This is a genomic window from Mycobacterium asiaticum, from assembly GCF_001668675.1.
GTDB classification, from domain to species: domain Bacteria; phylum Actinomycetota; class Actinomycetes; order Mycobacteriales; family Mycobacteriaceae; genus Mycobacterium; species Mycobacterium asiaticum_D.
In genome coordinates, this window is the sequence record NZ_LZKQ01000329.1 from 1 (window position 1) to 23,490 (window position 23,490).

Here is a 23,490-nt window from a genome sequence, read left to right on the forward strand (position 1 = left end):
CCGACAACCGCATGGTCGAACTCCGCAACTACCTCACCCGCCGAAACACCCACGGCGACACCGAATGGATCCCACCCAAACACCTCGACCACCGACGCCCCCGCATCAACTGCATGCACCACCCCGAGAAACCGCTCAAACCCCAAAAAGACGAGCCGGTTTGACGACCGGGAAGCTAGCCGGATAGTTCCCGGCGCACCACCTTACCCGCCGGATTGCGCGGGATGCTGGAGACGATGTTGATGTCTCGCGGCTGCTCGAAGCGAGAAACCTTGCCTCTCAGGTACTCCCGCAGCGAAGGCGCGTCGGCGTCACTGTCCGGACGGAGCACGATGAAGGCCGCGAGCCGGCGGCCGAACTGCTCGTCGGGAACCCCGACGACGGCGTTCTCGGCAACGTCCGGGTGGCCGGCCAGGGCGTTCTCCAGCGCCCGCGGATAGACGTTCTCGCCGCCGGAGACGATCATGTCGTCTTCGCGGCCAACGATGTACAACCGGCCCGCTTCGTCGAGGTAGCCCATGTCCCCGGTGCTGGTCATGCCGTCGATCACGGTCTTGCCGCCACCGCCGGTGTAACCCTCGGAAGACAACCCGCCGCCGACGAAGACGCGGCCGGTGACCCGGGGGCCGACGGGCTTGCCGCTGCGGTTGTAGATGCGCACCGGACACCCGGCGACGGGCCTGCCCACGGTTTCGGGGAACCGCCGGAGTTCATCCGGTGTCGCCAGCGATCCGATACCCACCTCGGTGGAGCCGTACAGGTTGTACAGGACGTCCCCGTAGGCATCCATGAACCGCCGGGCCAGGGCGGGGTCCAGTCGGTCGCCGCTGGAGATCACGACTTTCAGCGAGGACAACGGGTTTCGCGCTCGCACCCGCTGCGGCAGGTCCAGCATGCGGGCCAGCATGATCGGCACCGCGCTCATCGCCTCGGCGCGGTGCAGTGAGGCCTGTGCCAGCACGGCCTCGGCGTCGAAGCGGCGACGGGTCAGCACCGTACCGCCGAGTGCGATCGACAGCATCAGGATGCCGAACCCCAAACCATGAAACATCGGCGCCGCCAACGCGATCCGCGAGCCGACGCGCAGGCCGGTGCGGGCCAGCAGCGTCATGCTGACCCCGATGCCCGAACTGATCCGCGGTGTCCGCGGCACCCCTTTGGGGATGCCCGTGGTTCCTGACGTCAACAGCACCATCCGCCCGGACGGGGCCACCCGTGGACGTGACCGATTCTGCTGCGGGGCAACGGTTTGCGGATCGATGAGCTGCATCGGTTCGTCCGTCTGATGAATCTGGCCGGCGAATTCGTCGTCGCAGAACATCGTCCGGATCTGGTGTGCCCCCAGCGCTCCGGTCAACGCGTCCGTGCGGAACTCGGTGTTGACCAGAACTACGTCGGCACCCACCAGGGCCGTGGCGAACACCGCGGCCACGAAGTTGCGGCCGTTGCGGCACATGACACCAACCGGCTGCCCAGGCCGGACACCGGCGTCCAGCAGCTCGCCGGCGAGCGCCTCGGTCAGCGCCTGCAGTTCGCGGTAGCGCAGCGCGCCGTCGTCATCGACGATCGCGGTCCGGTCCGGCCACCGCGCCACCGAAACCGCAAGCACGGTATACAGATTCGTGCCTCCCCGGCAGATTTCGCGGGCCAGGCGCACCGCCGCCGCCGGGCTGGGCGGCCCGAGCAGACCCGAGGACAGCACCGCGCTGGCCGTCGTACCCACAACGCTTTCGGTCACGATGGCCCGCCGCCGGACTCGGCGAACAACCGGCTGTGCCAAATTCGGGCGGCGCGCTCGGCCGGTCCGGCGAGCAGCACCGAAGCCAGCTCCGCGGGCCCCAACCAGGGCGGTTCGTTGGTCCGAGGCCGGTCGATGATCGCCTTGGCGATCGAATCGGCGGCTTCGTCCGGCGTCAGACCGGGAAGCCTGCCCAACAACGGAGTGGGCTCGATCATCCGGGTTCGCACCAGCGCGAAGTACACCGTCGAGACGTCGATGCCGTCGCCGTGCAACTCCGGCGCCACGCTGCGCAGCCACCGATCGAAGGCACCCTTGGAGGCTTGGTAAGCACCCCACTGCGGGCCGGGCGCCACGCGTACGCCCACGCTCGAGACGTTCACCAGATGGCCCCGGCCGGTTTCGCGCATCGCCGGAAGCAACCCGAGCAGCAGCCAGACCGGGCCCAAGTAATTGATATCGATGGTGCGCTGAAAATCGTGCGGGCGGTCGTACTGGTCGTGCAACGACCGGCGCAGCGACTTCCCGGCGTTGCTCACGACGATGTCCACGGCCCCGTGATTCTCGGTGATCTGTTTGGTCAGCACACTGACGGCGGCCTCGTCGCTCAGGTCGGTGGGGTAGACAACCGCCGCTCCCCCGCCGGTGTTGATCGCGGCAGCGACGTCGTCGAGGCGCTCGGCCGAGCGTGCCACCAGCAACACGTTCGCTCCCGCGGCGGCCAGCTTGCGGGCGGTCGCCTCACCGATCCCGTACGACGCTCCGGTCACCAGAACCGTCCTGCCGGAGACGGCGTCCCGCAGCTTGTCGGGGTCGGATTCCCGCGCCGGGTTCGCAAATCTGCTGGCAGCGGCATCAATCGCCTGCAAGACCAGATTCATCGACGCGTCCTCGGTTGGGTGTCGGGACTACCTGACCCCTATCTTGTACCCACATGACCCATGGTCACAACGGTGGGCGAGGGCGCGTCTTAGGACTGCGAAAATTATGGACGGCTACCGCGGTGGCCGTACCTGCGGCGGAATCTTTCGACCCGGCCGGCGCTGTCGAGGGTTCGCTGGGTACCGGTCCAGAAGGGGTGTGAGTCCGCCGACACCTCCACGATCACCAACGGATAGGTACGCACGCCCGCTGGGGTGTCCCACTCGATGGTGCGGTTGCTGGTCAGCGTCGATCGGGTCAGGAAGGTCGCGCCGGTGTTGGCGTCCTGGAACACCACCGGGTGATAGTCGGGGTGGATGCCGGCCTTCATCCCTGCTGCCCGTCGGCGCGGTGGGCGGTGAACTCGCCGCCGGCGTCCGGCGTCTCGTGGCAGGGGTCCTGGTGCCAGTCGCCGAACGGATCGTGGTACTCGCCCCAGCGGTGCGGATCGGCCATCTCTGCGTCAGTGAGCAGGGCGTCGTGCAACGCCGTCCGCACGTCGATGGGGTCGGCACCGCAGACCAGTACGGTCATCGCGGTGTGGCGGTCGCCATGGCGGTATTCCCATATCAGTTCGGCGAACAGTCGCCGCTCGGGATCGGCCGATGCGACCTCCGCGGCGGTCATGGCCGCCAACCACTTCCCCGCCGAGGCGACCCGCAGGCCACCGCCGGCCGACTCGAGCCACATCACCTGGTCGAGCCGGTTGGCGAGCCAGAGCCGTCCCCGGGTGCGGATCACCCCGTCCAGCAGGACGTCGACCGCGGCATGCAAACGCTCCGGATGAAACGGTCGGCGCGCGTTGAACTCGACGATCTGCACGTTTCGATCGCGGGCGAGCGGGGGCAGTCCGGCCAGCAGCGGGGCGTGCGGGTGATCGCTGCGGCCGCGCCGGGAGTACTCGTCCAGATTGGCCAGCGCCAGCTCCACGCGGTCCACGCCGACGGTGATTCGCGCCCGGGGAGCCAGTCGGCGTAGCACCGCCAGCGTTACCGGCTCCGGATGCGTGAGTACCAGCACGTCGGCGAACTCGGCCTGGCTGACGGCCGCTTGGGCTACCGTGCGGCCGTCCGGCAGGACGCCGTCCCCAAGGGCATCGGTCAGCCATTTGACCGAATCGACGCACGTCACCACTCCGGCAATGGCCACGTCCAGGGCCGCCGGACCGTCCAGGAAGCCGGGGCCGATCCGGACGTGGACATGGTTGATGGCCCAGCAGACCGGTTCCGGTTCCAGCCACGCCGCCAAGTGCACGACGATGCGCTGCACGTTGGAGCGCCGATGCAATTTGCGCAGCAGCACCAGCAAGTCGTTGCGGACGGTGCAGGACAGGCAGCCGCGGGCCAGTTCCAGAACGTCCTCGGTGCTGTTGAGCTCGCCGTCCTCCAGGCTGATCACGGCGCGGCGTACCACGTGTCCGTCGAAGCGGTGCTCGACGATCACCGTCCCCGGCTGACCCAACAGGAGTCCGGTTACGTCATCGGTTGGGCCCTGGCCGGCGACAAGCAGGACGGGAGTCCGCATCTTCACCCCTTATTGAAAATGATTGTCATTAAGCTCCGATCAGGCTACAGTCCGGGGCACGGCTTGTCGAAAGCGAACCAACCAGCCAGGGAGTCACACCATGTCCGCAAGGTGCCAAGTCACCGGCCGCACAGTGGGTTTCGGCAACGCGGTGTCACATTCGCACCGCCGCACCCGACGGCGGTGGTCGCCGAATCTGCAGCACAAGACCTACTACCTGCCATCCGAAGACCGCCGCATCCGGTTGCGGGTCAGCGCGAAGGGCATCAAGGTCATCGATCGCGACGGGATCGAAGCCGTGGTCACACGGCTGCGCAGGTCGGGTGAGAAAATCTGATGGCGCGCAACGAGATTCGACTGACCGTCAAGCTGCGTTCCACCGCCGGCACCGGCTATACGTACGTCACCCGCAAGAACCGCCGCAATGATCCCGACCGGCTCATCCTCACCAAGTACGATCCGGTGGTGCGCCGCCACGTCGAATTCCGCGAGGAGCGCTGAGCCCTTTCGTTACCGCGGTCGGTTGTGCAGCCGGCGCGGATCGACACCGACCCGGGCCCAGGCGTCGGCCGCCCAGCTGGCGTAAATCATCCGCACCGGCAGCCGGTTGATCAGCGGGTTGAGCGCCCGCATGAAGGCAGCGAATCGCTGAAAACGCCTCTCCTTCTTGTCATTCCACTCCAGATCGCACACCTCGCGCATCTGCGGCGGGCATGTTCCGACGATGACCAGGCGGGCGTAGGCGTTCACCGGCGCGGTCAGCAGCCGCCAGAGCGGCTTGGGAACTTTGCGGGGACCGGGAATGCCCTTGCGGATGTAGCCGGTGCCGTAGCGGACGGTCTTGTGCGGGATGAACCGGTCGAGCATCCCGTCCCAGTAAGCAACGAACTCGTCGTAGGTCTGCGGTTGACCGCGGTCACTCACGCCGTAAAGGCTGTACCAAACCTTGCTCTCGACGAAGATCTGTTCCTTCTCGGCATGCGAAAGTCGCCGGATGAACATGTCGGCGTTGTAGATGACCTGATCGACGAACGTGGCGTGCGCCCAATAGAACAGCTCCGGGTTCAGGGCGTGGTACCTTGAGCCGTCGCTGATGGTGCCCTTGATCGGTTTGTGGAAGTCGCGCACGGTGCGGCCCCATTTGTGCGGGTCCTCGGAGTACACCGTCTTCATGAGCGGCGGCGCGGTCCGTTTGGCCCGGCCCAGGGTGTCGCTGAAGATCACCGAATGATCGAGCACACCTTGGGCGAGTTGCTCGATGCAATTCTCCGTCCCGGCAACGCGCTGGAACCCGAAGATTTGGGTGCGGACGTCGCCATAGAACTTCCAGATCAGTGAATCGGGCCCGAGCACAGGTGACTGATCGGGGACCTCGTCCACCACCACGGGGGCGGCTTCCCGCACCCCGGTGTCGAAATCCAGTTCAGCCGTCATGGCAAATCCCCTCACCAGCACTCCCCCGCGCCCGTTTGTGAGTCAGAGAAACAAAATCGTATCTTTGTTTCAGAGCTTAGCATGATCAGTGTGCGCCCCGAGTGCGCCGTGTGGGGGTCGTGGGTCCGTGAAAATTCGTGAGAGCAACCTCGTTGCCGATCTCGACAACACCATCCTGGACACCGCGCGGGCCGTCTTCGAGACGTACGGCGTGCGGCGCGCGAACATCGGCGACGTCGCCGCCCGCGCCGGTGTCAGCCGCAGCACGATCTACCGGCGCTTCCCCACCAAGGACGAACTCTTCGAAGCCGTTGTGCGCCGCGAAGCCGAACTGTTCTTCACCACGCTGGACCAGGCCACTACCGGCCGGAACCCCGCGGAAGCGGTCGTCGAGGCGTTCGCACTTGGCGTGCGACTGATCGAGGATTCGCCGCTGTACTCCCGCATCGCCGACAGCGAACCGGAGCTGTTCGGCATGTTCTCCCGCTCGCACGTCTTCCCGATCGGCCAGTTCGCCGACGGCATCGCGCACACCCTGCGCCGCTGTGGCGCCGACATAGACGACGCCGACCTGGCCAACATCGCCGACATCCTGCTGCGGGTCGCCGTCGGCATCATCTTCTTCCCAACCGACCGCCTCGATACGTCGGACCAGCAGGCCGTGCGGGACTACGCCGCGCGCTACCTGATCCCGATCATCAGCCGCCCCGGTGACATCCGGTAAGCGCCGCGGCGTGAATGGGTATGCCCACACCGACGCCGGTGTGGATCGAAGGTGCTTATGAACGACAAACCGTCCGCCGCCGAACGGCTCTCACCCCACGTGTTGCGCGAATACGCGGTGCTTGCCGACGGGGAGCGAGGAATCGTAGTGGGGCCACGCGGAGACTATTCGTGGCTGTGTCTGCCCCGGTGGGATAGTCCCGCCGTGTTCAGCTCACTGCTGGGCGGTCCGGGCGGTTACACCGTCTGTCCCGCTGAGCCACGATTTGTTTGGGGTGGCCACTACGAGGAGCGATCACTGATCTGGCGGTCGCGCTGGGTAACAACTGACGGAATCGTTGAGTGCCGGGAAGCGCTGGCGTTCCCGGGAGATCAGCACACGGCGGTGTTGTTGCGTCGCATTATCGCGGTCGATCGACCGGCACGCGTGTTTGTCGCACTTGACTTGCGTGCCAACTTCGGCGCCGAGCGCATCCGCGACCTTCGTCTCGACAGCGGGGTCTTCACGGGCCGCTCGGGACCGCACCGGTTCCGCTGGACCGGCGCCCCCAGCGCACGGGTGTGTTCAGACGGTTCGCTGGCGGCAACGATCGACGTCTCCCCAGGAAAGGACCACGATCTGGTCCTGGAAGTTTCCGATCAGGAGCTGACGTGGAAGCCGGCCCGTCCGCAGGACGCCTGGCGACAGACCGAAAACGCTTGGCGCGAAGCGGTTCCGACCGTCACGGGGACGCTGGCTGACGTCGATGCGCAGCTCGCCTACGCGGTGCTCCGCGGACTGACGAGCAGCAGCGGCGGAATGGTCGCGGCGGCCACCATGTCGCTACCCGAGCGAGCCCAACAGGGCCGCAACTACGACTACCGCTATTGCTGGATACGCGACCAGTGCTACGCAGGGCAGGCGGTGGCCGTGGCCGGCGCCTCCCCGCTGCTCGACAATGCGGTTCGCTTCGTCAGCGAGCGTGTCCTGACCGACGGCCCGGATCTCAAGCCGGCCTACTCGGTTGTCGGCGGCACGGTACCGCACGAACAGACGCTCGACCTACCGGGATATCCCGGCGCTACGGTCAAGAGCGGGAACTGGGTAACCGAGCAGTTCCAGCTCGATGCGTGTGGTGAAGCGCTGCTGCTGTTGGCGTCGGCGGCGTGTCTCGATCGCGTCGATACCGGTCACTGGCAAGCAGTTCAGACCCTGGCGAGCACAATCAAGGGGCGATGGTCGGAGCCCGACGCTGGAATCTGGGAACTGGACAACCAACGTTGGGCGCATTCGCGATTGACATGCGCCGCCGGATTGCGTCGCATCAGCGAGGTGGCACCGCGCCGAGAAGGTGACGAATGGCGCCAATTGGCGGATGCGTTGGTCGCCGATACCGCCTCGGACTGCCTGCATATCGACCGCAGATGGCAACGAGCACCAAAGGATTCGCGGGTAGACGCATCGTTGCTCATCCCGTCGATCAGGGGTGCAGTGCCCGCCGATGATCCGCGGACGGTCGCCACACTGGAAGCGGTGCGCGCCGATTTGGGCCGGCATGGCTTTGTCTATCGCTTCCAGCCCGACGAACGCCCGTTAGGCGAGGCAGAAGGGGCGTTTCTGCTGTGCGGTTTTCTGATGGCCCTGGCGGACTACCAGCAGGGCAACCTGATCCAGGCGGTGCGGTGGTTCGATCGAAACCGCACCGCCTGTGGGTCACCAGGTTTGTTCGCCGAAGAATTCGACGTCGTCCAGCGCCAGTTGCGCGGTAACCTGCCGCAGGCGTTCGTCCACGCGCTGCTGTTCGAGTCGGCACATCGCCTCGCCCGTGCCGACTCGACGACGGTGGGAGCGGGCACCGGAACGCCGTCAAAATAGCGCGTTTGTCGCAGCTTTCGCCGGGTACCTCACCCGGGTGGTCGGTTTCGTCGGACGACTATGGCTCAAGACCCGGCTTGGCGTTCTGTCGTCCAGATTTCTCACCCTGGACGGTTGGGTAGCCTTCAATCTGCCGCGCACCGTGACCGCGGTCGGGCAAGGACTCCTGGCCGGACTGGCGGGGGTTCACGTCTATCTGCTCAGCACCGAACCCGGATTGCCATGGTATTTCGTCGGCTACGCCGTTGCACTGGTCGCCGGCTGCCTGATCGCGGCGGTTGCCATGGTTGCGAACATGAATCCCTCGGTACCGCAGCGTGGTTGGTATGTAGGCAGCTTGATTTGCTGCGCTTTTCTCGGACTCTATGTGCTGAGCCGGCTGATCAGCCTGTCTGGCCTCGAGGCACTCACCGGACGCTGGGACGTCGCGCCTGTGACGCTGGCGATGGCCTTGGCCGTGGCCTTCCTAGCCGTGCACACCACCGTTCTGTCGGGGATCAACGCGGCGTACCCCCACCGGCAGAACTGGCAAGACTGAACGGAACAGCATGACAAGCTTGGACTACCCGGCATGGCTGCGAATCGAGCACTGGGTCAACGTGCTGTTCGTGACGTTGATCATTCGCAGCGGCATTGAAATCCTTGCCACCCACCCCAAACTGTATTGGCATGACGACAGCAAACCCGGCAGCGAGTGGGCGAGATTCACCCGCAAGGTGATGCCGCGGGACCGGTTGTACGACACCCTCGATGAGGAAGAGGACTATCACCCGGTCATCGCGCTTCCTGGTCGCGCACAGTTGGGCATGGGCCGCCATTGGCATTTCTTCTCGGTGATCGGCTGGATTCTGCTGGGGCTGTCCTACTACGTCCTGTTGTTCGTAACCGGCCAATGGCACCGCTACTGGCCCGCCTCGTGGTCGATCCTCCCCGAAGCATGGGACGACATCGTGACTTACCTGAGTTTCAACCTACCGCCGCTGCTGCCGGGAGAACCATTCGACGCGATCCAGAAGCTGACCTATGCGGCGGTGATCTTTTTGCTCGCCCCGTTCCAGATACTCACCGGCGCAGCGCAATCGCCGGCGATCGCGGCTCGGTTCCCTTGGTATATCCAACTTTGGGGCGGCCGCCAGTGGGCGCGCAGCCTGCATTTTCTTGGCCTGGTGGCCTTCCTCGTGTTCATTGCGATTCACCTGTCGATGGTTTTTTTCTGGGGATGGGGCCCCCTCACCGCCGCAATGATTTTCGGTTCGGTGCGCAACACCACGTTGGCCACCCTGCTGTCGCTGGCGATCATCGCGTTGATCATCGCCATTCACGCGGCGGCGACAATCTGGAGCCTTCGTAGGCCTCGGTCGGTACAGCGCGTACTCGGCTCGGTGGTCAACGCGGCCCGGCGCATTCTTCTTCGGCCGCTGGACTCTCGACAGAGCTATCCGCCATCGAAGATTTCCCCATCCCACCGCGTCAATGGAAAACCGCCTGCCAGCATCGAATACAAGGTGATGGCCGTGCACAATTTCATCGATTGGCGGTTGCGCGTTGGCGGTCTGGTGGAGAATCCGGTGACCTTGGATCTGGCCGCGCTGCGTGCGCTGAACGGACGGCAGACCCAGCGGGTGTTGCATCACTGTGTGCAAGGTTGGACGAGCATCGGCGAATGGAGCGGTGTTCCACTGGCACGGCTGGCGGAGCTGGTGCGACCACTCCCCCAAGCTCGATACGTCTGCTTTCTGACGATGCAGGACAACGATCGAGACGAGCCCGCCTCCCACGGCGGCGGACAGTTCTACGAAGTGATGGATCTCGAATTGGTCTACAAACCGCAGACTTTGCTGGCCTACGAAATGAACGGCCGGGCATTACCGATCCAGCACGGCGCACCGTTGCGATTGAGGGTCGAGACGCAAGTCGGTTTCAAGATGGCCAAATGGATCGATCAGATCGAATTCATCAACGATTACGCCGGCATCGGAAAGGGTGCCGGGGGCTGGCGCGAGGACAACGTCTTTTACGACAAGAATGTGGAGATCTGACATGGCCGACGACGCCCCGGTCTCACCCGAACTGATCGACCTGACTGACGCTTGCCGACAACGGGTTTCCGACCAGATCAACGCCAAAGGTGGCTACTGCGAAAGCTGCGCCGGTACCGAGTTCACTATCGGTCGTGCCCTTCCGCTGGGATTTCTTTTCCTCAACGAGGACCATGACGCCTACCTGGTGGCCCTGAGCTGCCGAACCCCAGGCTGTCCGAAGCCACGCACCGCGATCGCACTCCACCACGACGAGATCTTCACCCTCGCCGGACAAGGCGCCGCAGACTCGTAACCCAGCCCCGGTGGCCGGCGATTCGCGGTGCTGGCGAATCGAATTCGGGTTGCGTCAGTCCGAATCGTGCGATCAGTGCGGACAGCCCGCGAAGCTCAGCGCACAGCGATTCGAATCGACGCTGATCGTCCTCTGCGAGTAAGTTGAGCGAACTGTAGTGCACCAGCCGCGGAAGGCGCCCAGCCAGAGCGGTACCCCACCGGATGCTGAAGTCGTAGATCTCGCCGGCGCCCACCGATTCTCGTTGGCCCAGCCGCTCGAGCACGTTGATCTGTTCGCGGAGGAACTCGACGTCGCCGTCGATGTTCACCGGCATTCGACCCTCCTGCGCTCAAAGCCGCGGTTTGGCAACACTGACCACATAGGGTGTGCCCCGCAACGTGAGGTACACGCGATGCGGACCGACGGCCAGCCCCGACAACGGCGCGGACCGTGACGAACCGGGAAGACCAGCGCGATAATCCACGACACGGATTATCGGGATTTTCTTGCCCGGGTAACCGGTGAAGCTTGCCGTCTCAAGCACCACCAGTTGGCGATTGGTCGCGGCGTAGATACGGGTGTCGTCGGTACCGATCTCCCGCAGCGCCGCCGGCAACTCCGCGGTGCCCAACACTTCCAAACCCTTTCCCCCGCGGCGGGAATCGACGGCATACAACGTGTTGTCATCGCGGCCGGCGACATAGCTGCGCGCCACCTGTGTTCCGTCCCCCGCCGATACCGTGACATCCATGCCGATCACGCCGCGTAGTTCGGGCGGTGACGAGGAACCCTTGTAGTGACGAATTCCTGATGGACTATAGGCCTGGTATTCGATCGACCGGCCACGGTTGGTCCCGTCGATCGAGTGTGCCGGGGCACCGGCGATTGTGGCCGCAGGCAGTTTCCGGTACCCGTACTCCTCAACCGGCGTTACCGTCGTCCCGTCCGCGGAAAGCGCCAGCAGGATCCGCATGCCCGCGTCCTCGGCGAGGTAGGCGGGCGCGGGACCGGCATCGACGGAGCCGACCGGACGCAGGCTGGTCAGGTCCACTACCGCAACCACACCGGACTTTGGCTGCGGGACGTAAAGCTGGTTGTCATCTTTTCGACTGATTTGAATGTTGCGGCCGGCGGCCATCGGCGGCGAGAGCCGCATGCGGACATTGCCCGAGTTGGCGGGGTCGGCCAGTACGGCAACCCGCTGATCATCGGTCAGCGCAACCAGCGCGTGCTCACGGTATGACCAGACCGGGGCGTGCAGCGCCGACTCGACCCTCGTCACCATGACCTCTGGTTCGGTTTCCAGTGACTGCCCCGCCGAGGCACAAGCCCCGACAAGCAGGGTGCCCGCGGCGATCGCGCCCAGCCGACGCACCCTCCGGCGCGGTGTCTGCTGGCGGGCCGCCGCGGTTGCGGTCACGGCCCCAGTGCAACCATTCTCTGGCGAGCCGCGGTGAACGCACGGGCGCCATGAAGTAGCGCGGCGCGGTCGTCGTCGTCCATTTGTCCGACAACCGATTTCAGCGCATCTCTGCGGAGAGTGAGCAATTCCGCGAGGATGGCGCGGCCGCTTGCGGTCAGTTCGAGCAACGTGGCGCGGCGGTTCGCCGGCGCCACCCGACGGGTGATCCAGCCTGCCTCGGCGAGCCGGTCGCTGAGCCTGCTCGCGGTCGACGGCAGCAGATTCAGGTCCTCACCCAGCTCAGTAACCAGACTCGGGCCCAGTCGCTCGAGCGACTGAAGCGCATGCAACGCACTAAGACTGATCTTCTTCTCCATTTGCTCCAACACCCCGACGTTGATTTCAAGGAATCCTCGGGTCGCCGATTCCAGCTCCGTGGCGAGGTCATCGAGACCATCCGTTGCGGCGTCGGGGCGGCTCCTGTTCCGCGTTGAGGCCATGCCGCTCCCTTCTGACAGCACAATACATCCTGTGCTCAAAACTTGCGACAAGAAAATCCCGTCAAATGCAAATTGTGCGTTATGCACGAAGTCGGCGTATGGTCGTTCGAGAGAGGCGAATTCGGCCGGAAGGGGGCGTATGACTTCGTCACGCACTGTCGTTATCACCGGAGCAAGTGCCGGGATCGGCCGGGCCACCGCTCGGCTGTTCGGGGCTCGAGGCGATAAAGTCGGCCTGCTCGCTCGTGGGTCTGCCGGCCTGGATGGTGCCGCCAAGGATGTCCAGAATGCCGGCGGGCAGGCACTGGCCATTCCGACCGACGTCGCTGACTACGACGCGGTCGAGGCTGCCGCCGGCGAGATCGAGCGCGCATTCGGTCCCATCGAGGTCTGGGTCAATGTCGCGTTCGCCTCGGTATTCGCCCCGTTCCACGAGATCACCGCTGCGGAGTACCGCCGCGTCACCGAGGTCAGTTACCTCGGATTCGTCCACGGAACCATGGTCGCCATGGCGCGCATGCGGGAGCGTGACGTCGGCACGATCGTCCAGGTTGGCTCGGCCCTCGGGGCTCGGGCGATCCCGCTGCAATCCGCCTACTGCGGGGCCAAACACGCGATAAACGGGTTCACCGAGTCGGTACGCACCGAATTGTTGCACGAGCACAGCAACATTCGGATCACTGTGGTGCAGATGCCTGCCGTCAACACCCCGCAGTTCTCGTGGGTGCTGTCCCGGTTACCGCGCCACCCGCAACCGGTCCCGCCGATCTATCAACCCGAGATCGCGGCGCGCGCGGTGGTCTTCGCCGCAGATCATCCCCGGCGTAAACATTATTGGGTCGGAGCGAGCACCGTCGCCACCATCCTCGGACAGCGGGTGGCACCGGCGTTACTGGACCGGTATCTGGCGAAAACCGGCTACTCCTCCCAACAGACCGGGCAGTCTGTCAGCCCCGAGCGCCCCCACAACCTGTGGGAACCTCGCGACGGCGATGCCGGCCAGGACCATGGCGCCCATGGCGCGTTCGACGATCGAGCGCACCACCGTGCCCCGCAGGTTTGGATTGCCCAGCACGCGCGCACGCTGACCGGCGTAGGCGCGGCGACCGCTGCCGCGACCGCGGCCCTGGCCGTCCGACACCGCCGATGAGCATGTCGGACTCGCCGTCCAGATTCATCGAGATATTTCGGATGATCTGGGGCGCAATGCTGTTGACCGCCCCGAGAGTTGTGTTGAGGTCGATTCACCGGGTCGAGGTCGACCAAAAGGCGGTGGTAATAGCCAGGATCCTGGGTGCGCGACACCTGGCGCAGGCAAGCCTTTCGGGAATCCGCCCCAGCCCTGAAATCATCGCCGCCGGAATATGGGTCGACAGCGTCCATGCGCTAACTGCACTGGGTCTGGCTGCCCTGGACCGGCGCCGGGCCCGAGGCGCACTCACCGATGCGTTCGTCGCCGCGCTGTGGGCGTTGTCGGGTGCGCACGACCTGGCTTCCGGCGGGACGCCACCACCGCACCGGCAGCGACTTCGCGATCGCTTAGCCCAATTGATCCTCCCGCGGTTGCCCGGTGGCCGACCACTACTGGATCGCGCCCAGCGTGCCAACGGGCAATCGCGGGACATAGCCAGAGTTGTTGCCTAGCAACAACAAACAAAGACTACGAGGAGAGTGATCATGTCTGACACCGTTGGTGATGTGCTGTTGTCCCGGCTCCGGGACTGGGACGTCAAACAGGTCTTCGGTTTTCCCGGAGACGGGATCAACGGTCTACTCGCCGCCTGGCAGCGAGCCGGTGACAAGCCTCAGTTCGTGCAGGCCCGGCACGAGGAAATGGCCGCCTTCGAAGCCGTCGGTTTCGCGAAGTTCTCGGGCGGCTTCGGGGTCTGCGTGGCTACCAGCGGTCCCGGCGCGGTCCATCTGCTGAACGGGCTGTACGACGCCAAGCTCGACCACGTGCCCGTGGTGGCCATTGTCGGGCAGACCGAGCGGTCCGCGATGGGTGGCTCCTACCAGCAAGAGATCGATCTGATCAGCCTGTTCAAAGACGTCTGTAGTGAATACGTCCAGATGTGCACCGTGCCAAAGCAATTGCCGAATTTGATCGATCGGGCTATCCGGATTGCCCTGAGCGAGGGTTGTCCGACCTGCATCATCGTCCCCTCCGACGTATTCGAGTTGAAATATGAACCACCCGAGCACGCTTTCAAGCAGGTCCCGTCCAGCCTCGGCCTCAGCCCTGCGCATGTGGTAGCCGACGACACCGCCGTCCGCGCGGCCGCCGACCTGCTCAACGCCGGCGAGAAGGTCGCGCTACTGGTCGGCCAAGGGGCCCGGGGTTGCGTCGACGAATTGACGCAGGTCGCCGACCTGTTGGGCGCCGGCGCCGCCAAGGCTTTACTGGGCAAGGACGTACTTCCCGACGACCTGCCGTGGGTGACGGGTTCGATCGGGTTGCTGGGTACCACCGCCAGCTGGCACCTCATGATGGAGTGCGACACGCTGCTGACCGTTGGGTCCAACTTCCCCTACACCCAGTTCTTGCCGAAACTCGACCAGGCTCGCGCGGTACAGATCGACCGTTCGGGTAAGTGGATCGGCATGCGCTACCCCTACGAGATCAATCTGGTCGGTGACGCGAAAAGAACTCTGCAGGCCCTGATTCCGCTGCTGGAACGGAAACCGGACCGCAGTTGGCGCGAGAAAATCGAGAAACACGTGGCCAAGTGGTGGAACACCGCTCAACGGCGAGCGATGACCGACGCCGACCCGATCAATCCCATGCGAATCTTCTACGAGCTGTCGATGCGGATGCCGTCCAACGCCATCGTCGCTGCCGATTCCGGGTCAGCGGCGAACTGGTATGCGCGGCATCTGAAGTTCACCGGCGGAGTCAGGGGATCGTTGTCCGGGACGTTGGCCACCATGGGTCCCGGGGTGCCGTACGTGATCGGTGCCAAGTGGGCGCACCCAGACCGTCCGGGTATTGCGTTGGTGGGCGACGGAGCCATGCAGATGAACGGTATGGCCGAGCTCATCACGATCGCCAGGTATTGGCGGCAGTGGGCTGACCCCCGATTGATCATCGCGGTATTGCACAACAACGACCTCAACCAGGTCACTTGGGAGATGCGCGCGATGGAGGATTCACCGAAATTCGAGGCTTCGCAGACGCTTCCGGACGTCGACTACGCCGCGTTTGCCCGCACGCTGGGCCTGCAGGCCGAAAACATCTGTGACGCCGACGCATTGGGTGGTGCATGGGAGCGCGCCCTGTCGGCGGACCGTCCGACCGTGCTGGACGTGCGGTGTGATCCCGACGTTCCCCCGATCCCGCCGCACGCCACCTTCGAGCAGGCCAAGTCCCTGGCCAAATCGGTACTCGGCGGCGACGAGGATGCGGCGGGTTTCATCAAGCAGGGAGTCAAGCAGAAGGTGCAGCAATATCTGCCCGGCGAGAAGAAGGGCTGACCATGAAGGTGATTGATGCTGCGTTGCAGGACATCCGGACGGGACGTTTCGAGCGGACACTCTCGGCGCTGACCGCGGCGGGTGCGGCGATAACCGCGGGCGAAATCTATCTCTCGCACGACGGAGCCAGTTTCGGCAACAAGATGATGTGGTGGCCGGTCGTCGTCCTGCCCACCGCGGTACCGGCCGGTGTGGCCGCCTTCTTCTCCCGTCGAGCGGCGAGAACCGTTCTACCTGCCGCCAGTGTGGCGATCGTCGTCAACGGCGTGCAGGGCACCTACTTGCACTGGCGGGGAATCGTCCAACGTCCCGGGGGCCTGACGAAATACAACATGGAGTCTGGCCCACCGGCATTCGCTCCGCTGCTGGCCTCACTGGTGGGGGCCATGGGCCTGCTAGCCGCGTTGCTGCGGCGGGAGGACCTCCCATTGCCCGGTGAAGGCAGCCGCTGATGCCCTTTCGCCCCCCGAATCAACACGCGATCACCCCCCAGGGTAGAGGTCGGTTTCCCGGCTTCGACGTGCTCGACCAGGCACACAAGTGGGACGACGTAACGGCGGGTGTGGTGTTGGCGCGTCTGGCGTTGCCGAACATGTTGTCGTTTTTCACCACGCACGAAGTCGGCATCGCCGCACCAATGCTTGACCTGCTGCTCGCCCAGGACGACGATCCAAGGGTGCCCGTCCTCGGGCTCATCGACACCCGCCTTGCGACGGCGGAGACCGACGGCTGGCACTACGACGACATGCCCGAAGACGGGCAGGCCTGGCGGGAGACACTGGCGGGGCTCGACGAGGACGCGCGCCGTAGGCACGGGAAGGGATATGCCGAGCTCGCCAGCAAGGACCAGGCCCGGCTCTTACAAGACGTGCAGGACCTGGCTGATGCGGGTGAATCTTGGCACGGCTGGACGGCGAATCACGTATGGAGCCTATGGACCCGGTATGCCACCACCGCGTTCTATTCGCATCCCTGGGCATGGAACGAGATCGGATTCAGCGGGCCGGCCTACCCGCGTGGTTATCTCAACCCCGGCATCAACACCCGTGAGAAGTGGGAGGTCGCCGATCACGACGATGTAGACCCGGTGCCGTTCGCCCGGCGGGTGGAGCGGGCCAGAAAGTGTGACGACGATCTGTCGGGCGGGAATAGCGGTGAGTGACTACCGCGCAATCCGCGCCCGCAACGAATCCGCCTGGCTCATTCCCAATGACGGATCGCGCACGAATCATCGCCTGCGCGCCGATATGCGGCGCTACTCCGAAGAGGACGAAGTGGACGTCGTGATCGTCGGAGCCGGCGCCGGCGGCGGCACTTTGGCGCAACGCCTGGCCCGAGCGGGATGGCGCACCGTGATGCTGGACGCCGGACCGTTCTGGGATCCCGACACCGACTGGGTCAGCGACGAACGTGCGTCGCACGTGCTGTACTGGTCCGAACCGCGACAGATCGGCGGATCCGACCCGGTTCCGTTGGGCTCGAACAACTCTGGTCGCGGGGTCGGCGGCTCGATGGTGCACTTTGCCGGTTACGTCCCGCGGTTTCACCCGTCGGATTTTCATACGTACAGCGCCGACGGGGTGGGTGCCGACTGGCCGATCGGATACACCACGCTGCGCCCCTACTACGAGCAGATCGAAGCCGAACTTCCTGTTGCCGGGGAGGATTGGCCCTGGGGTGACCCGCACACCTATCCCCACCGGCCGCACCCGGTCGGTGGGAACGGACAGATCTTCCTGCGCGGCGCGGCCGCTCTGGGGATTCCAACGCGGGTGGGTCCGGTCGCTATTCCCAACGGCCGATTCGGTAACCGGCCGCACTGCATCTACCGCGGATTCTGCATACAGGGCTGCAAGGTCAACGCCAAGGCCAGCCCCCTGATCACGCACATCCCCGATGCGCTGGCTCACGGCGCCGAGATCCGGCCCGACTGCCACGTGTCCCGGGTCCTCGTCGACGACCGCAGCGGTCGCGCCACTGGCGTCGAATACTTCCACGCCGGGGTCGTCCACCGGCAACGCGCCGCCGCGGTGGTGGTCGCCGGTTATTCGATCGAAACCCCCCGGCTGCTATTGCTTTCGGCCACCAACCGCTACCCGCACGGGCTGGGCAACGACCATGATCAACTCGGCCGCTACCTGATGGTGCAGGGTGCGCCCCAAGTCGCCGGACGGTTCGACGACGAGATTCGGATGTACAAAGCTCCGCCGCCGGAGGTCAGCACCGAAGCGTTCTACGAGACCGATCCGACCAAGCCCTATAAGCGTGGCTGGTCCGTCCAAAACATCAGCCCGCTGCCCATCACATGGGCTGAACACGTAGCCGCACAGGGTCATTGGGGCACAACGCTACGCGAATACATGCGGGACTACGTGCACTGGGCAACCCTGGGCGCATTGTGCGAGCTACTCCCCCTAGCCCACAACCGGGTCACGCTGGCCGATGAAACCGACCGCCACGGACTCAAAGTGGCTCACTTCTCCTACTCCCAGTGCGACAACGACCGACAACTCATCGGCGCCGCCACCGACATCATGGAGGACATCCTGCGTGCGGCCGGTGCGCAAGAGGTGATCTCGATCGAGCGCTACGCCCACCTCGTCGGCGGAGCCAGGATGGCCGCCCGTCCACAAGACGGCGTGGTCGATGCGCAGCACCGAGTATTCGGTGTCGAGCGCCTCTACGTCGTCGACGGGAGCACGTTGCCCACCCAGGGCTCCGCCAACCCCGCGCTGACCATCATGGCGTTGGCCGCACGCGCCGCCGAACTCATGCAGGATCACGCGCGGACGCGAGCGGGGGTGCGTGAGGAGTCCCTCGCATGAGCCGTCCGGTGGACACCGTCGACACGGTCGACGTCGAGGTCTACACCGTCCCAACCCCCCGGCCCGAAGCCGATGGCACATTCCAGTGGGACGCCACCACGGCCGTCGTCGTGCAGGCGTGCGCCGGCGACACCACGGGGCTGGGTTGGACATACAGTTCCCCGGCGGCGGCCGCCGTTGTCGCCGAGGAGCTTTCGGAAGTAGTGATCGGACGGGACCCCGATGACGTCGCCGGCGCCTGGGACGCGATGCGTCGCAGCTGCCGCAACTTCGGTACCCGCGGCCTGGTCATGCAGGCCCTCAGCGCGGTCGATGTAGCTCTTTGGGACCTCAAGGCACGACTGCGCGACGAACCGCTGTCCACGCTGTTGGGTCAGAGCCGCGCGACGGTGCCGATCTACGGTTCCGGTGGTTTCACCACGCTGAACGAAGCGGAGCTTGGTGAGCAGGTGGCCGCCTGGCTTGCCGCGGGATGCACCGCGATGAAAATCAAGATCGGACAGGACTGGGGTGCCAACGGCCGGCGGGATCTCGAGCGGGTTCGCCAATTACGGGACCTCGCGGGTGACGGCGTGGCCTTGATGGTCGACGCCAACGGCGGCTACTCGGTGGGGCAGGCCCGCCGTATCGGTGCCGCGCTCGACGAACTCGGCGTCGTCTGGTTCGAAGAACCGGTCAGCAGCGACGACCTGGACGGGCTCAGTGTCCTGCGGCGCACCCTGAATTGCGACATCGCCGCCGGCGAGTACGTGTCCGATCTATACGAAGCCCGCCTGCTTACGCCGTCGGTGGATTGTTTGCAGTTGGACGCCACGCGATGCGGGGGATTCACCGGTTGGCTGGCCGCGGCAGCTATAGCCGCGTCGCGCAATCTGCAAGTGTCCGCCCACTGCGCTCCAGCACTGCACGCCTCGGTCGCAGCGGCCATCCCCAATCTTCGCCACGTCGAGTATTTCGTCGACCATGTCCGGCTGGAACCGCTCTTGTTCGACGGGGTGCCTGAGGCGGTGTCCGGGACCCTCATCCCGAACACCACCCGGCCCGGACACGGCCTGACGGTTGCGGCGCATGCCGACCGCTATCGCAGGTGATGGCTGACTAGCATGTAACCGTGGCCCAGGTGCCCTGGAACATCCGGACTCGCTACGCCACCTGCGGCGAGGTCGATATCGCCTATCAGGTGTTCGGCGAGGGTCCAATCGATTTGCTGGTGCTGCCCGGCCCGTCCATCCCGATCGACACCGTCGACTCCGAACCGTCGATGTACCGCTTCCACCGGCGCCTGGCGTCGTTTGCCCGGGTGATCCGCTACGACCAGCGCGGGATCGGCCTGTCCTCGCGGGTCTCCACCGACATGATCGGTCCCCGTTACTGGGCCAAAGACGCGATCGCCGTGATGAACGCCGTCGGGTGTGAGCGCGCGACCATCCTCGCCCCGGGCTTCACCACGATGACCGCGCTGGTGGTGGCTGCCGACTTCCCGGAGCGGGTGGCCAGCCTGGTGATCGTCAACGGCGCGGCCCGCACGCTGCGCGCGCCCGACTACCCGATCGGACACGAAATCGGCGAAGCGGACCCCTACACGACTATCGCGATCGAGCCGGACGCGGTCGAGCGGGGCTTCGACATCCTCAGCATCATCGCTCCCAGCGTCGCGGACGATAACGCCTTCCGCACCTGGTGGGACATGGCCGGCAATCGGGCGGCCTCGCCGAGCATGGCCCGCGCGATCATCACCGCCGTGCGCCAGGCCGACGTGCGCGACACCCTGGCCCGCGTGAGCGCGCCGACCCTGATCCTTTACCGCGACAACCGCAAGTTCAGCCCGATCGAGCATGGCCAGTACCTCGAAGAGCACATCGCCGGATCGCGGCTGGTCGAGCTGCCCGGCGAGGACACGTTGTACTGGGTCGGCGACACCGGTCCGATGCTCGACGAGATCGAGGAGTTCGTCACCGGCGTCCGCGGCGGCGGTGACGCCGAGCGGGTGCTCACCACCATCGTTTTCACCGACATCGTCGGCTCGACCGAACGGGCGGCCCAGCTGGGCGACAACCGGTGGCGCGACCTGCTGGACAACCACGACAGCATCGTCCGCCACGAGATCCAGCGCTTTGGCGGGCGGGAAGTGAACACCGCCGGGGACGGATTCGTGGCGACGTTCTCGAGCCCGAGCGCCTCGCTGGCCTGCTGCGACGCGCTGGTCGACGCCGTTCGGGTGCTGGGCATCGAGATCCGGGTCGGCATCCACGCCGGCGAGGTCGAGGTGCGCGGCGCTGACGTGGCCGGCATGGCGGTGCACATCGCAGCGCGCGTCGCGGCACTCGCCGGTCCCAGCGAGGTGCTGGTGTCCTCGACGGTGCGCGACATCGTCACCGGCTCCCGGCACCGGTTCTCCAACCGCGGCGAACGCGAACTCAAGGGCGTGCCCGGCCAGTGGCGGCTGTGCGCCCTGGTGCGGGAACACGCGGCCGTCCGGACCTGACACCACTTGTACGCTGGCAGTATCCAACTGCCGACCGGAGGAGTGCCGTGGCGACCCCGCTTGTGCAGGACTCCGGCCTCGGCGAGGCGCGGCGGGTCCGGCTCGACGTTTCCGGTATGTCGTGCGCGGCGTGCGCCAGCCGGGTCGAAACGAAACTCAACAAGGTGCCCGGGGTACGGGCGTCGGTGAACTTCGCCACCCGCGTCGCGACCATCGATGCCGTCGACGTCGCCGACGAGGACCTGTGCGACGCGGTGGCAAAGGCCGGCTACCAGGCGACCCTGCACACCGAATCGACGCCCGGGGCGACGCCGGCCCGCGACCCTGATGCGCAGCACGCCCGCAGCCTGCTGCGTCGGCTGCTGGTCGCCGCGGTGCTGTTCGTGCCGCTGGCGGACCTGTCCAGCATGTTGGCGATCGTGCCGGATGCCAGGTTCCCCGGCTGGGGCTACGTGCTGGCCGCGCTGGCGGCGCCGATCGTGACGTGGGCCGCCTGGCCCTTCCACTCGGTCGCGCTGCGCAATGTCCGCCACCGCACGGCCTCGATGGAGACCCTGATCTCGGTCGGCATCACCGCGGCCACCGGGTGGTCGCTGGCGACGGTGTTCTTTCCGAAGCAACCGCGCCAGACCGCGGGTGTCTGGCAGGCGATTCTGCACAGCGACGCGATCTACCTCGAGGTGGCCGCGGGTGTCACCGTGTTCGTGCTGGCCGGCCGCTATTTCGAGGCCCGGGCCAAGTCCAAGGCCGGCGGGGCACTGCGCGCCCTGGCGGCGCTCGGCGCCAAGAGCGTCGCCGTGCTGCTGCCCGACGGCGCGGAGCTGGTGATACCGGCCGATGAGCTCAAGAAGCGCCAGCGCTTCGTCACCCGGCCCGGTGAGACCATCGCGGCCGACGGCGTCGTTGTCGAGGGAACGGCAGCGATCGACACCAGCACCATGACCGGTGAGGTTAAACCGGTGCGGGCGCAGCCGGACGCCGCCGTGGTGGGCGGCACCGTCGTGCTCGACGGCCGACTGGTGATCGAGGCCACCGCGGTCGGTGCCGACACTCAGTTCGCGGCGATGGTGCGGTTGGTCGAGGAGGCTCAGGCGCAGAAGGCGCGGGCCCAGCGCCTCGCCGACCGCATTTCGGCGGTGTTCGTGCCGACCGTGTTCGCCATCGCGCTACTTGCCGGGGCGGCCTGGCTGCTCGCCGGCGCCGGCGCCGAACGCGCCTTCTCGGTGACCCTCGGGGTGTTGGTGATCGCGTGCCCGTGCGCGCTGGGCCTGGCCACCCCGACCGCGATGATGGTCGCGTCCGGACGCGGGGCGCAGCTCGGCATCTTCATCAAGGGTTACCGCGCCCTGGAAACCGTGCACGGCATCGACACCGTGGTTTTCGACAAGACCGGGACGCTGACCGTCGGGCAACTGACGGTCAGCACCGCGACGACGGCCGGCGGGCGCTCCGCCGACGACATCCTGGCCTGGGCCGCCGCCGTGGAGGCCGCGTCCGAACATGCCGTCGCCACCGCGATCGTGGCAGCCTCGCCGGACCCGGCCCCGGTCGACGACTTCTCCGCGGTCGCGGGCTGCGGCGTCTCGGGGCTGGTCGACGGACGCCGCGTCGAAGTGGGCAAGCCGTCCTGGATCACCCGGACCGCACCGGCCGATGCGGCGCTCGACGCCGCGCGCCTCGACGGCGAGAGCCGCGGAGAGACAGTGGTGTTCGTGGCTGTCGATGGCACGCCCTGTGCGGCGGTTGCGATCGCCGACACGGTCAAGGACTCCGCCGCCGATGCGGTCGCCGCGCTGCATCAGCGCGGGCTGCACACGGTCCTGCTGACCGGCGACAATCGAGCGGCGGCGGACACCGTCGCGGCGCGGGTGGGCATCGAGACGGTCGTCGCCGATGTCCTGCCCGAGGGCAAAGTCCAGGTGATCCAACGGCTGCGCGAGGAAGGCAAGACGGTCGCGATGGTGGGCGACGGCATCAACGACGGCCCCGCATTGGCCTGCGCCGATTTGGGATTGGCCATCGGCCGGGGAACCGACGTCGCGATCGGTGCCGCCGACATCATCCTGGTGCGCGACGATCTCGCCATCGTGCCGCTGTCGCTGGACCTGGCGCGCGCGACGATGCGCACCATCCGGATGAACATGATCTGGGCGTTCGGCTACAACGTGGCCGCCATACCGGTAGCGGCCGCGGGTCTGCTGAACCCGTTGATCGCCGGCGCAGCGATGGCGTTCTCGTCGTTCTTCGTCGTCTCAAACAGCCTGCGGCTGCGCAACTTTGGACCCCAGTAGGATAG

Annotated in this window: 24 protein-coding genes; 16 read left to right on the forward strand and 8 right to left on the reverse strand. The window is 65.9% G+C overall.

Annotated elements, in window-relative coordinates; translation table 11 throughout:
- Positions 1 to 175 precede the first annotated feature (175 nt).
- The 4 genes from A9X01_RS26920 to mrf all read right to left on the reverse strand — a co-directional run bounded on the left by A9X01_RS26920 (position 176) and on the right by mrf (position 4,183).
- Positions 176 to 1,741: an AMP-binding protein gene (locus tag A9X01_RS26920; protein WP_065123669.1), complete on the reverse strand. Its 1,566-nt coding sequence runs from the start codon at positions 1,739 to 1,741 to the stop codon at positions 176 to 178.
- Positions 1,735 to 2,619, reverse strand: coding sequence for an SDR family NAD(P)-dependent oxidoreductase (locus A9X01_RS26925; RefSeq protein WP_065123627.1), 885 nt, complete (start codon positions 2,617 to 2,619; stop codon positions 1,735 to 1,737). Before A9X01_RS26925 ends, A9X01_RS26920 begins: the two co-directional genes overlap by 7 nt.
- A 104-nt stretch (positions 2,620 to 2,723) precedes the next feature.
- Positions 2,724 to 2,990 carry a type B 50S ribosomal protein L31 gene (locus A9X01_RS26930; RefSeq protein WP_036361643.1) on the reverse strand — a complete coding sequence of 89 codons (267 nt, stop codon included), beginning with the start codon at positions 2,988 to 2,990 and terminating at the stop codon, positions 2,724 to 2,726.
- A complete protein-coding gene (gene mrf, locus A9X01_RS26935; RefSeq protein WP_036363468.1) occupies positions 2,987 to 4,183 on the reverse strand; it encodes a ribosome hibernation factor-recruiting GTPase MRF in 1,197 nt (398 codons plus the stop codon). Before mrf ends, A9X01_RS26930 begins: the two co-directional genes overlap by 4 nt.
- Before the next feature lie 100 nt (positions 4,184 to 4,283).
- On the opposite strand from mrf, the gene rpmB reads away from it, so the two are divergent.
- Together rpmB and rpmG are read left to right on the forward strand one after the other, a co-directional pair.
- Positions 4,284 to 4,520, forward strand: a complete 237-nt coding sequence (rpmB, locus tag A9X01_RS26940; RefSeq protein WP_036361644.1) for a 50S ribosomal protein L28 — start codon at positions 4,284 to 4,286, stop codon at positions 4,518 to 4,520.
- Entirely contained in the window at positions 4,520 to 4,684 is a 165-nt protein-coding gene (gene rpmG / locus A9X01_RS26945; RefSeq protein ID WP_036361645.1) for a 50S ribosomal protein L33, read from the forward strand. Before rpmB ends, rpmG begins: the two co-directional genes overlap by 1 nt.
- Positions 4,685 to 4,693: 9 nt before the next feature.
- Here rpmG and A9X01_RS26950 read toward each other — a convergent pair whose 3' ends face one another.
- Positions 4,694 to 5,617 (reverse strand): oxygenase MpaB family protein, encoded by a 924-nt coding sequence (locus A9X01_RS26950; protein WP_065123628.1) that lies wholly within the window; start codon positions 5,615 to 5,617, stop codon positions 4,694 to 4,696.
- 127 nt (positions 5,618 to 5,744) lie between these two features.
- Here A9X01_RS26950 and A9X01_RS26955 point away from each other — a divergent pair, with 127 nt between their 5' ends.
- Genes A9X01_RS26955 through A9X01_RS26975 form a run of 5 tightly spaced genes read left to right on the forward strand, consistent with a single transcriptional unit; the run spans position 5,745 to position 10,529 of the window.
- Positions 5,745 to 6,341, forward strand: a complete 597-nt coding sequence (locus tag A9X01_RS26955; RefSeq protein WP_065123629.1) for a TetR/AcrR family transcriptional regulator — start codon at positions 5,745 to 5,747, stop codon at positions 6,339 to 6,341.
- 57 nt (positions 6,342 to 6,398) lie between these two features.
- On the forward strand, positions 6,399 to 8,195 hold the full coding sequence (locus tag A9X01_RS26960; protein WP_065123630.1) for a glycoside hydrolase family 15 protein: 1,797 nt from the start codon (positions 6,399 to 6,401) through the stop codon (positions 8,193 to 8,195).
- 37 nt (positions 8,196 to 8,232) lie between these two features.
- Positions 8,233 to 8,733, forward strand: a complete 501-nt coding sequence (locus tag A9X01_RS26965; RefSeq protein WP_065123631.1) for an oxidoreductase — start codon at positions 8,233 to 8,235, stop codon at positions 8,731 to 8,733.
- Between the two features lie 10 nt (positions 8,734 to 8,743).
- Positions 8,744 to 10,234 carry a molybdopterin-dependent oxidoreductase gene (locus A9X01_RS26970; protein WP_065123632.1) on the forward strand — a complete coding sequence of 497 codons (1,491 nt, stop codon included), beginning with the start codon at positions 8,744 to 8,746 and terminating at the stop codon, positions 10,232 to 10,234.
- 1 nt (position 10,235) lies between these two features.
- Positions 10,236 to 10,529, forward strand: coding sequence for a hypothetical protein (locus tag A9X01_RS26975; RefSeq protein WP_036361664.1), 294 nt, complete (start codon positions 10,236 to 10,238; stop codon positions 10,527 to 10,529).
- Here A9X01_RS26975 and A9X01_RS26980 read toward each other — a convergent pair.
- Genes A9X01_RS26980 through A9X01_RS26990 form a run of 3 tightly spaced genes read right to left on the reverse strand, consistent with a single transcriptional unit; the run spans position 10,495 to position 12,413 of the window.
- On the reverse strand, positions 10,495 to 10,845 hold the full coding sequence (locus tag A9X01_RS26980) for a hypothetical protein (RefSeq protein WP_051545683.1): 351 nt from the start codon (positions 10,843 to 10,845) through the stop codon (positions 10,495 to 10,497). The genes A9X01_RS26975 and A9X01_RS26980 overlap by 35 nt on opposite strands.
- Positions 10,846 to 10,860: 15 nt before the next feature.
- Entirely contained in the window at positions 10,861 to 11,931 is a 1,071-nt protein-coding gene (locus A9X01_RS26985; RefSeq protein ID WP_051545684.1) for a YncE family protein, read from the reverse strand.
- Positions 11,928 to 12,413 (reverse strand): MarR family winged helix-turn-helix transcriptional regulator, encoded by a 486-nt coding sequence (locus A9X01_RS26990; RefSeq protein ID WP_065123633.1) that lies wholly within the window; start codon positions 12,411 to 12,413, stop codon positions 11,928 to 11,930. Before A9X01_RS26990 ends, A9X01_RS26985 begins: the two co-directional genes overlap by 4 nt.
- A gap of 139 nt (positions 12,414 to 12,552) precedes the next feature.
- Between A9X01_RS26990 and A9X01_RS26995 the strand changes: the two genes are divergently transcribed.
- The 9 genes from A9X01_RS26995 to A9X01_RS27035 all read left to right on the forward strand — a co-directional run bounded on the left by A9X01_RS26995 (position 12,553) and on the right by A9X01_RS27035 (position 23,485).
- Positions 12,553 to 13,563, forward strand: a complete 1,011-nt coding sequence (locus tag A9X01_RS26995; RefSeq protein ID WP_065123634.1) for an SDR family oxidoreductase — start codon at positions 12,553 to 12,555, stop codon at positions 13,561 to 13,563.
- A complete protein-coding gene (locus A9X01_RS27000) occupies positions 13,560 to 14,057 on the forward strand; it encodes a hypothetical protein (RefSeq protein ID WP_253849415.1) in 498 nt (165 codons plus the stop codon). The genes A9X01_RS26995 and A9X01_RS27000 overlap by 4 nt, the downstream gene beginning before the upstream one ends.
- Before the next feature lie 33 nt (positions 14,058 to 14,090).
- Positions 14,091 to 15,884 carry a thiamine pyrophosphate-requiring protein gene (locus A9X01_RS27005; RefSeq protein ID WP_065123670.1) on the forward strand — a complete coding sequence of 598 codons (1,794 nt, stop codon included), beginning with the start codon at positions 14,091 to 14,093 and terminating at the stop codon, positions 15,882 to 15,884.
- Positions 15,885 to 15,886: 2 nt separating this feature from the next.
- Positions 15,887 to 16,336, forward strand: a complete 450-nt coding sequence (locus tag A9X01_RS27010; RefSeq protein WP_065123636.1) for a hypothetical protein — start codon at positions 15,887 to 15,889, stop codon at positions 16,334 to 16,336.
- Positions 16,336 to 17,046, forward strand: a complete 711-nt coding sequence (locus tag A9X01_RS27015; RefSeq protein WP_065123637.1) for a gluconate 2-dehydrogenase subunit 3 family protein — start codon at positions 16,336 to 16,338, stop codon at positions 17,044 to 17,046. Before A9X01_RS27010 ends, A9X01_RS27015 begins: the two co-directional genes overlap by 1 nt.
- 85 nt (positions 17,047 to 17,131) lie before the next feature.
- Positions 17,132 to 18,709 carry a GMC family oxidoreductase gene (locus A9X01_RS27020; protein ID WP_081282661.1) on the forward strand — a complete coding sequence of 526 codons (1,578 nt, stop codon included), beginning with the start codon at positions 17,132 to 17,134 and terminating at the stop codon, positions 18,707 to 18,709.
- The gene (locus tag A9X01_RS27025) at positions 18,706 to 19,800 is read left to right on the forward strand and encodes an enolase C-terminal domain-like protein (RefSeq protein ID WP_065123639.1); all 1,095 of its coding nucleotides are present in this window, start codon (positions 18,706 to 18,708) and stop codon (positions 19,798 to 19,800) included. Before A9X01_RS27020 ends, A9X01_RS27025 begins: the two co-directional genes overlap by 4 nt.
- Positions 19,801 to 19,820: 20 nt before the next feature.
- Positions 19,821 to 21,194: a bifunctional lipase/adenylate cyclase LipJ gene (lipJ, locus tag A9X01_RS27030; RefSeq protein ID WP_065123640.1), complete on the forward strand. Its 1,374-nt coding sequence runs from the start codon at positions 19,821 to 19,823 to the stop codon at positions 21,192 to 21,194.
- A gap of 47 nt (positions 21,195 to 21,241) precedes the next feature.
- Positions 21,242 to 23,485 (forward strand): heavy metal translocating P-type ATPase, encoded by a 2,244-nt coding sequence (locus A9X01_RS27035; protein WP_065123641.1) that lies wholly within the window; start codon positions 21,242 to 21,244, stop codon positions 23,483 to 23,485.
- Positions 23,486 to 23,490: the final 5 nt, after the last annotated feature.

What these genes read in the sequence shown, in the direction of transcription:
- A9X01_RS26925 (WP_065123627.1), bottom strand. Translation starts at nt 2,619, where the DNA reads ATGAATCTGGTCTTGCAGGCGATTGATGCCGCTGCCAGCAGATTTGCG.
- A9X01_RS26930 (WP_036361643.1), bottom strand. Translation starts at nt 2,990, where the DNA reads ATGAAGGCCGGCATCCACCCCGACTATCACCCGGTGGTGTTCCAGGAC.
- mrf (WP_036363468.1), bottom strand. Translation starts at nt 4,183, where the DNA reads ATGCGGACTCCCGTCCTGCTTGTCGCCGGCCAGGGCCCAACCGATGAC.
- rpmB (WP_036361644.1), top strand. Translation starts at nt 4,284, where the DNA reads ATGTCCGCAAGGTGCCAAGTCACCGGCCGCACAGTGGGTTTCGGCAAC.
- rpmG (WP_036361645.1), top strand. Translation starts at nt 4,520, where the DNA reads ATGGCGCGCAACGAGATTCGACTGACCGTCAAGCTGCGTTCCACCGCC.
- A9X01_RS26950 (WP_065123628.1), bottom strand. Translation starts at nt 5,617, where the DNA reads ATGACGGCTGAACTGGATTTCGACACCGGGGTGCGGGAAGCCGCCCCC.
- A9X01_RS26960 (WP_065123630.1), top strand. Translation starts at nt 6,399, where the DNA reads ATGAACGACAAACCGTCCGCCGCCGAACGGCTCTCACCCCACGTGTTG.
- A9X01_RS26970 (WP_065123632.1), top strand. Translation starts at nt 8,744, where the DNA reads ATGACAAGCTTGGACTACCCGGCATGGCTGCGAATCGAGCACTGGGTC.
- A9X01_RS26975 (WP_036361664.1), top strand. Translation starts at nt 10,236, where the DNA reads ATGGCCGACGACGCCCCGGTCTCACCCGAACTGATCGACCTGACTGAC.
- A9X01_RS26980 (WP_051545683.1), bottom strand. Translation starts at nt 10,845, where the DNA reads ATGCCGGTGAACATCGACGGCGACGTCGAGTTCCTCCGCGAACAGATC.
- A9X01_RS26990 (WP_065123633.1), bottom strand. Translation starts at nt 12,413, where the DNA reads ATGGCCTCAACGCGGAACAGGAGCCGCCCCGACGCCGCAACGGATGGT.
- A9X01_RS26995 (WP_065123634.1), top strand. Translation starts at nt 12,553, where the DNA reads ATGACTTCGTCACGCACTGTCGTTATCACCGGAGCAAGTGCCGGGATC.
- A9X01_RS27000 (WP_253849415.1), top strand. Translation starts at nt 13,560, where the DNA reads ATGAGCATGTCGGACTCGCCGTCCAGATTCATCGAGATATTTCGGATG.
- A9X01_RS27005 (WP_065123670.1), top strand. Translation starts at nt 14,091, where the DNA reads ATGTCTGACACCGTTGGTGATGTGCTGTTGTCCCGGCTCCGGGACTGG.
- A9X01_RS27010 (WP_065123636.1), top strand. Translation starts at nt 15,887, where the DNA reads ATGAAGGTGATTGATGCTGCGTTGCAGGACATCCGGACGGGACGTTTC.
- A9X01_RS27015 (WP_065123637.1), top strand. Translation starts at nt 16,336, where the DNA reads ATGCCCTTTCGCCCCCCGAATCAACACGCGATCACCCCCCAGGGTAGA.
- A9X01_RS27020 (WP_081282661.1), top strand. Translation starts at nt 17,132, where the DNA reads ATGCGGCGCTACTCCGAAGAGGACGAAGTGGACGTCGTGATCGTCGGA.
- A9X01_RS27025 (WP_065123639.1), top strand. Translation starts at nt 18,706, where the DNA reads ATGAGCCGTCCGGTGGACACCGTCGACACGGTCGACGTCGAGGTCTAC.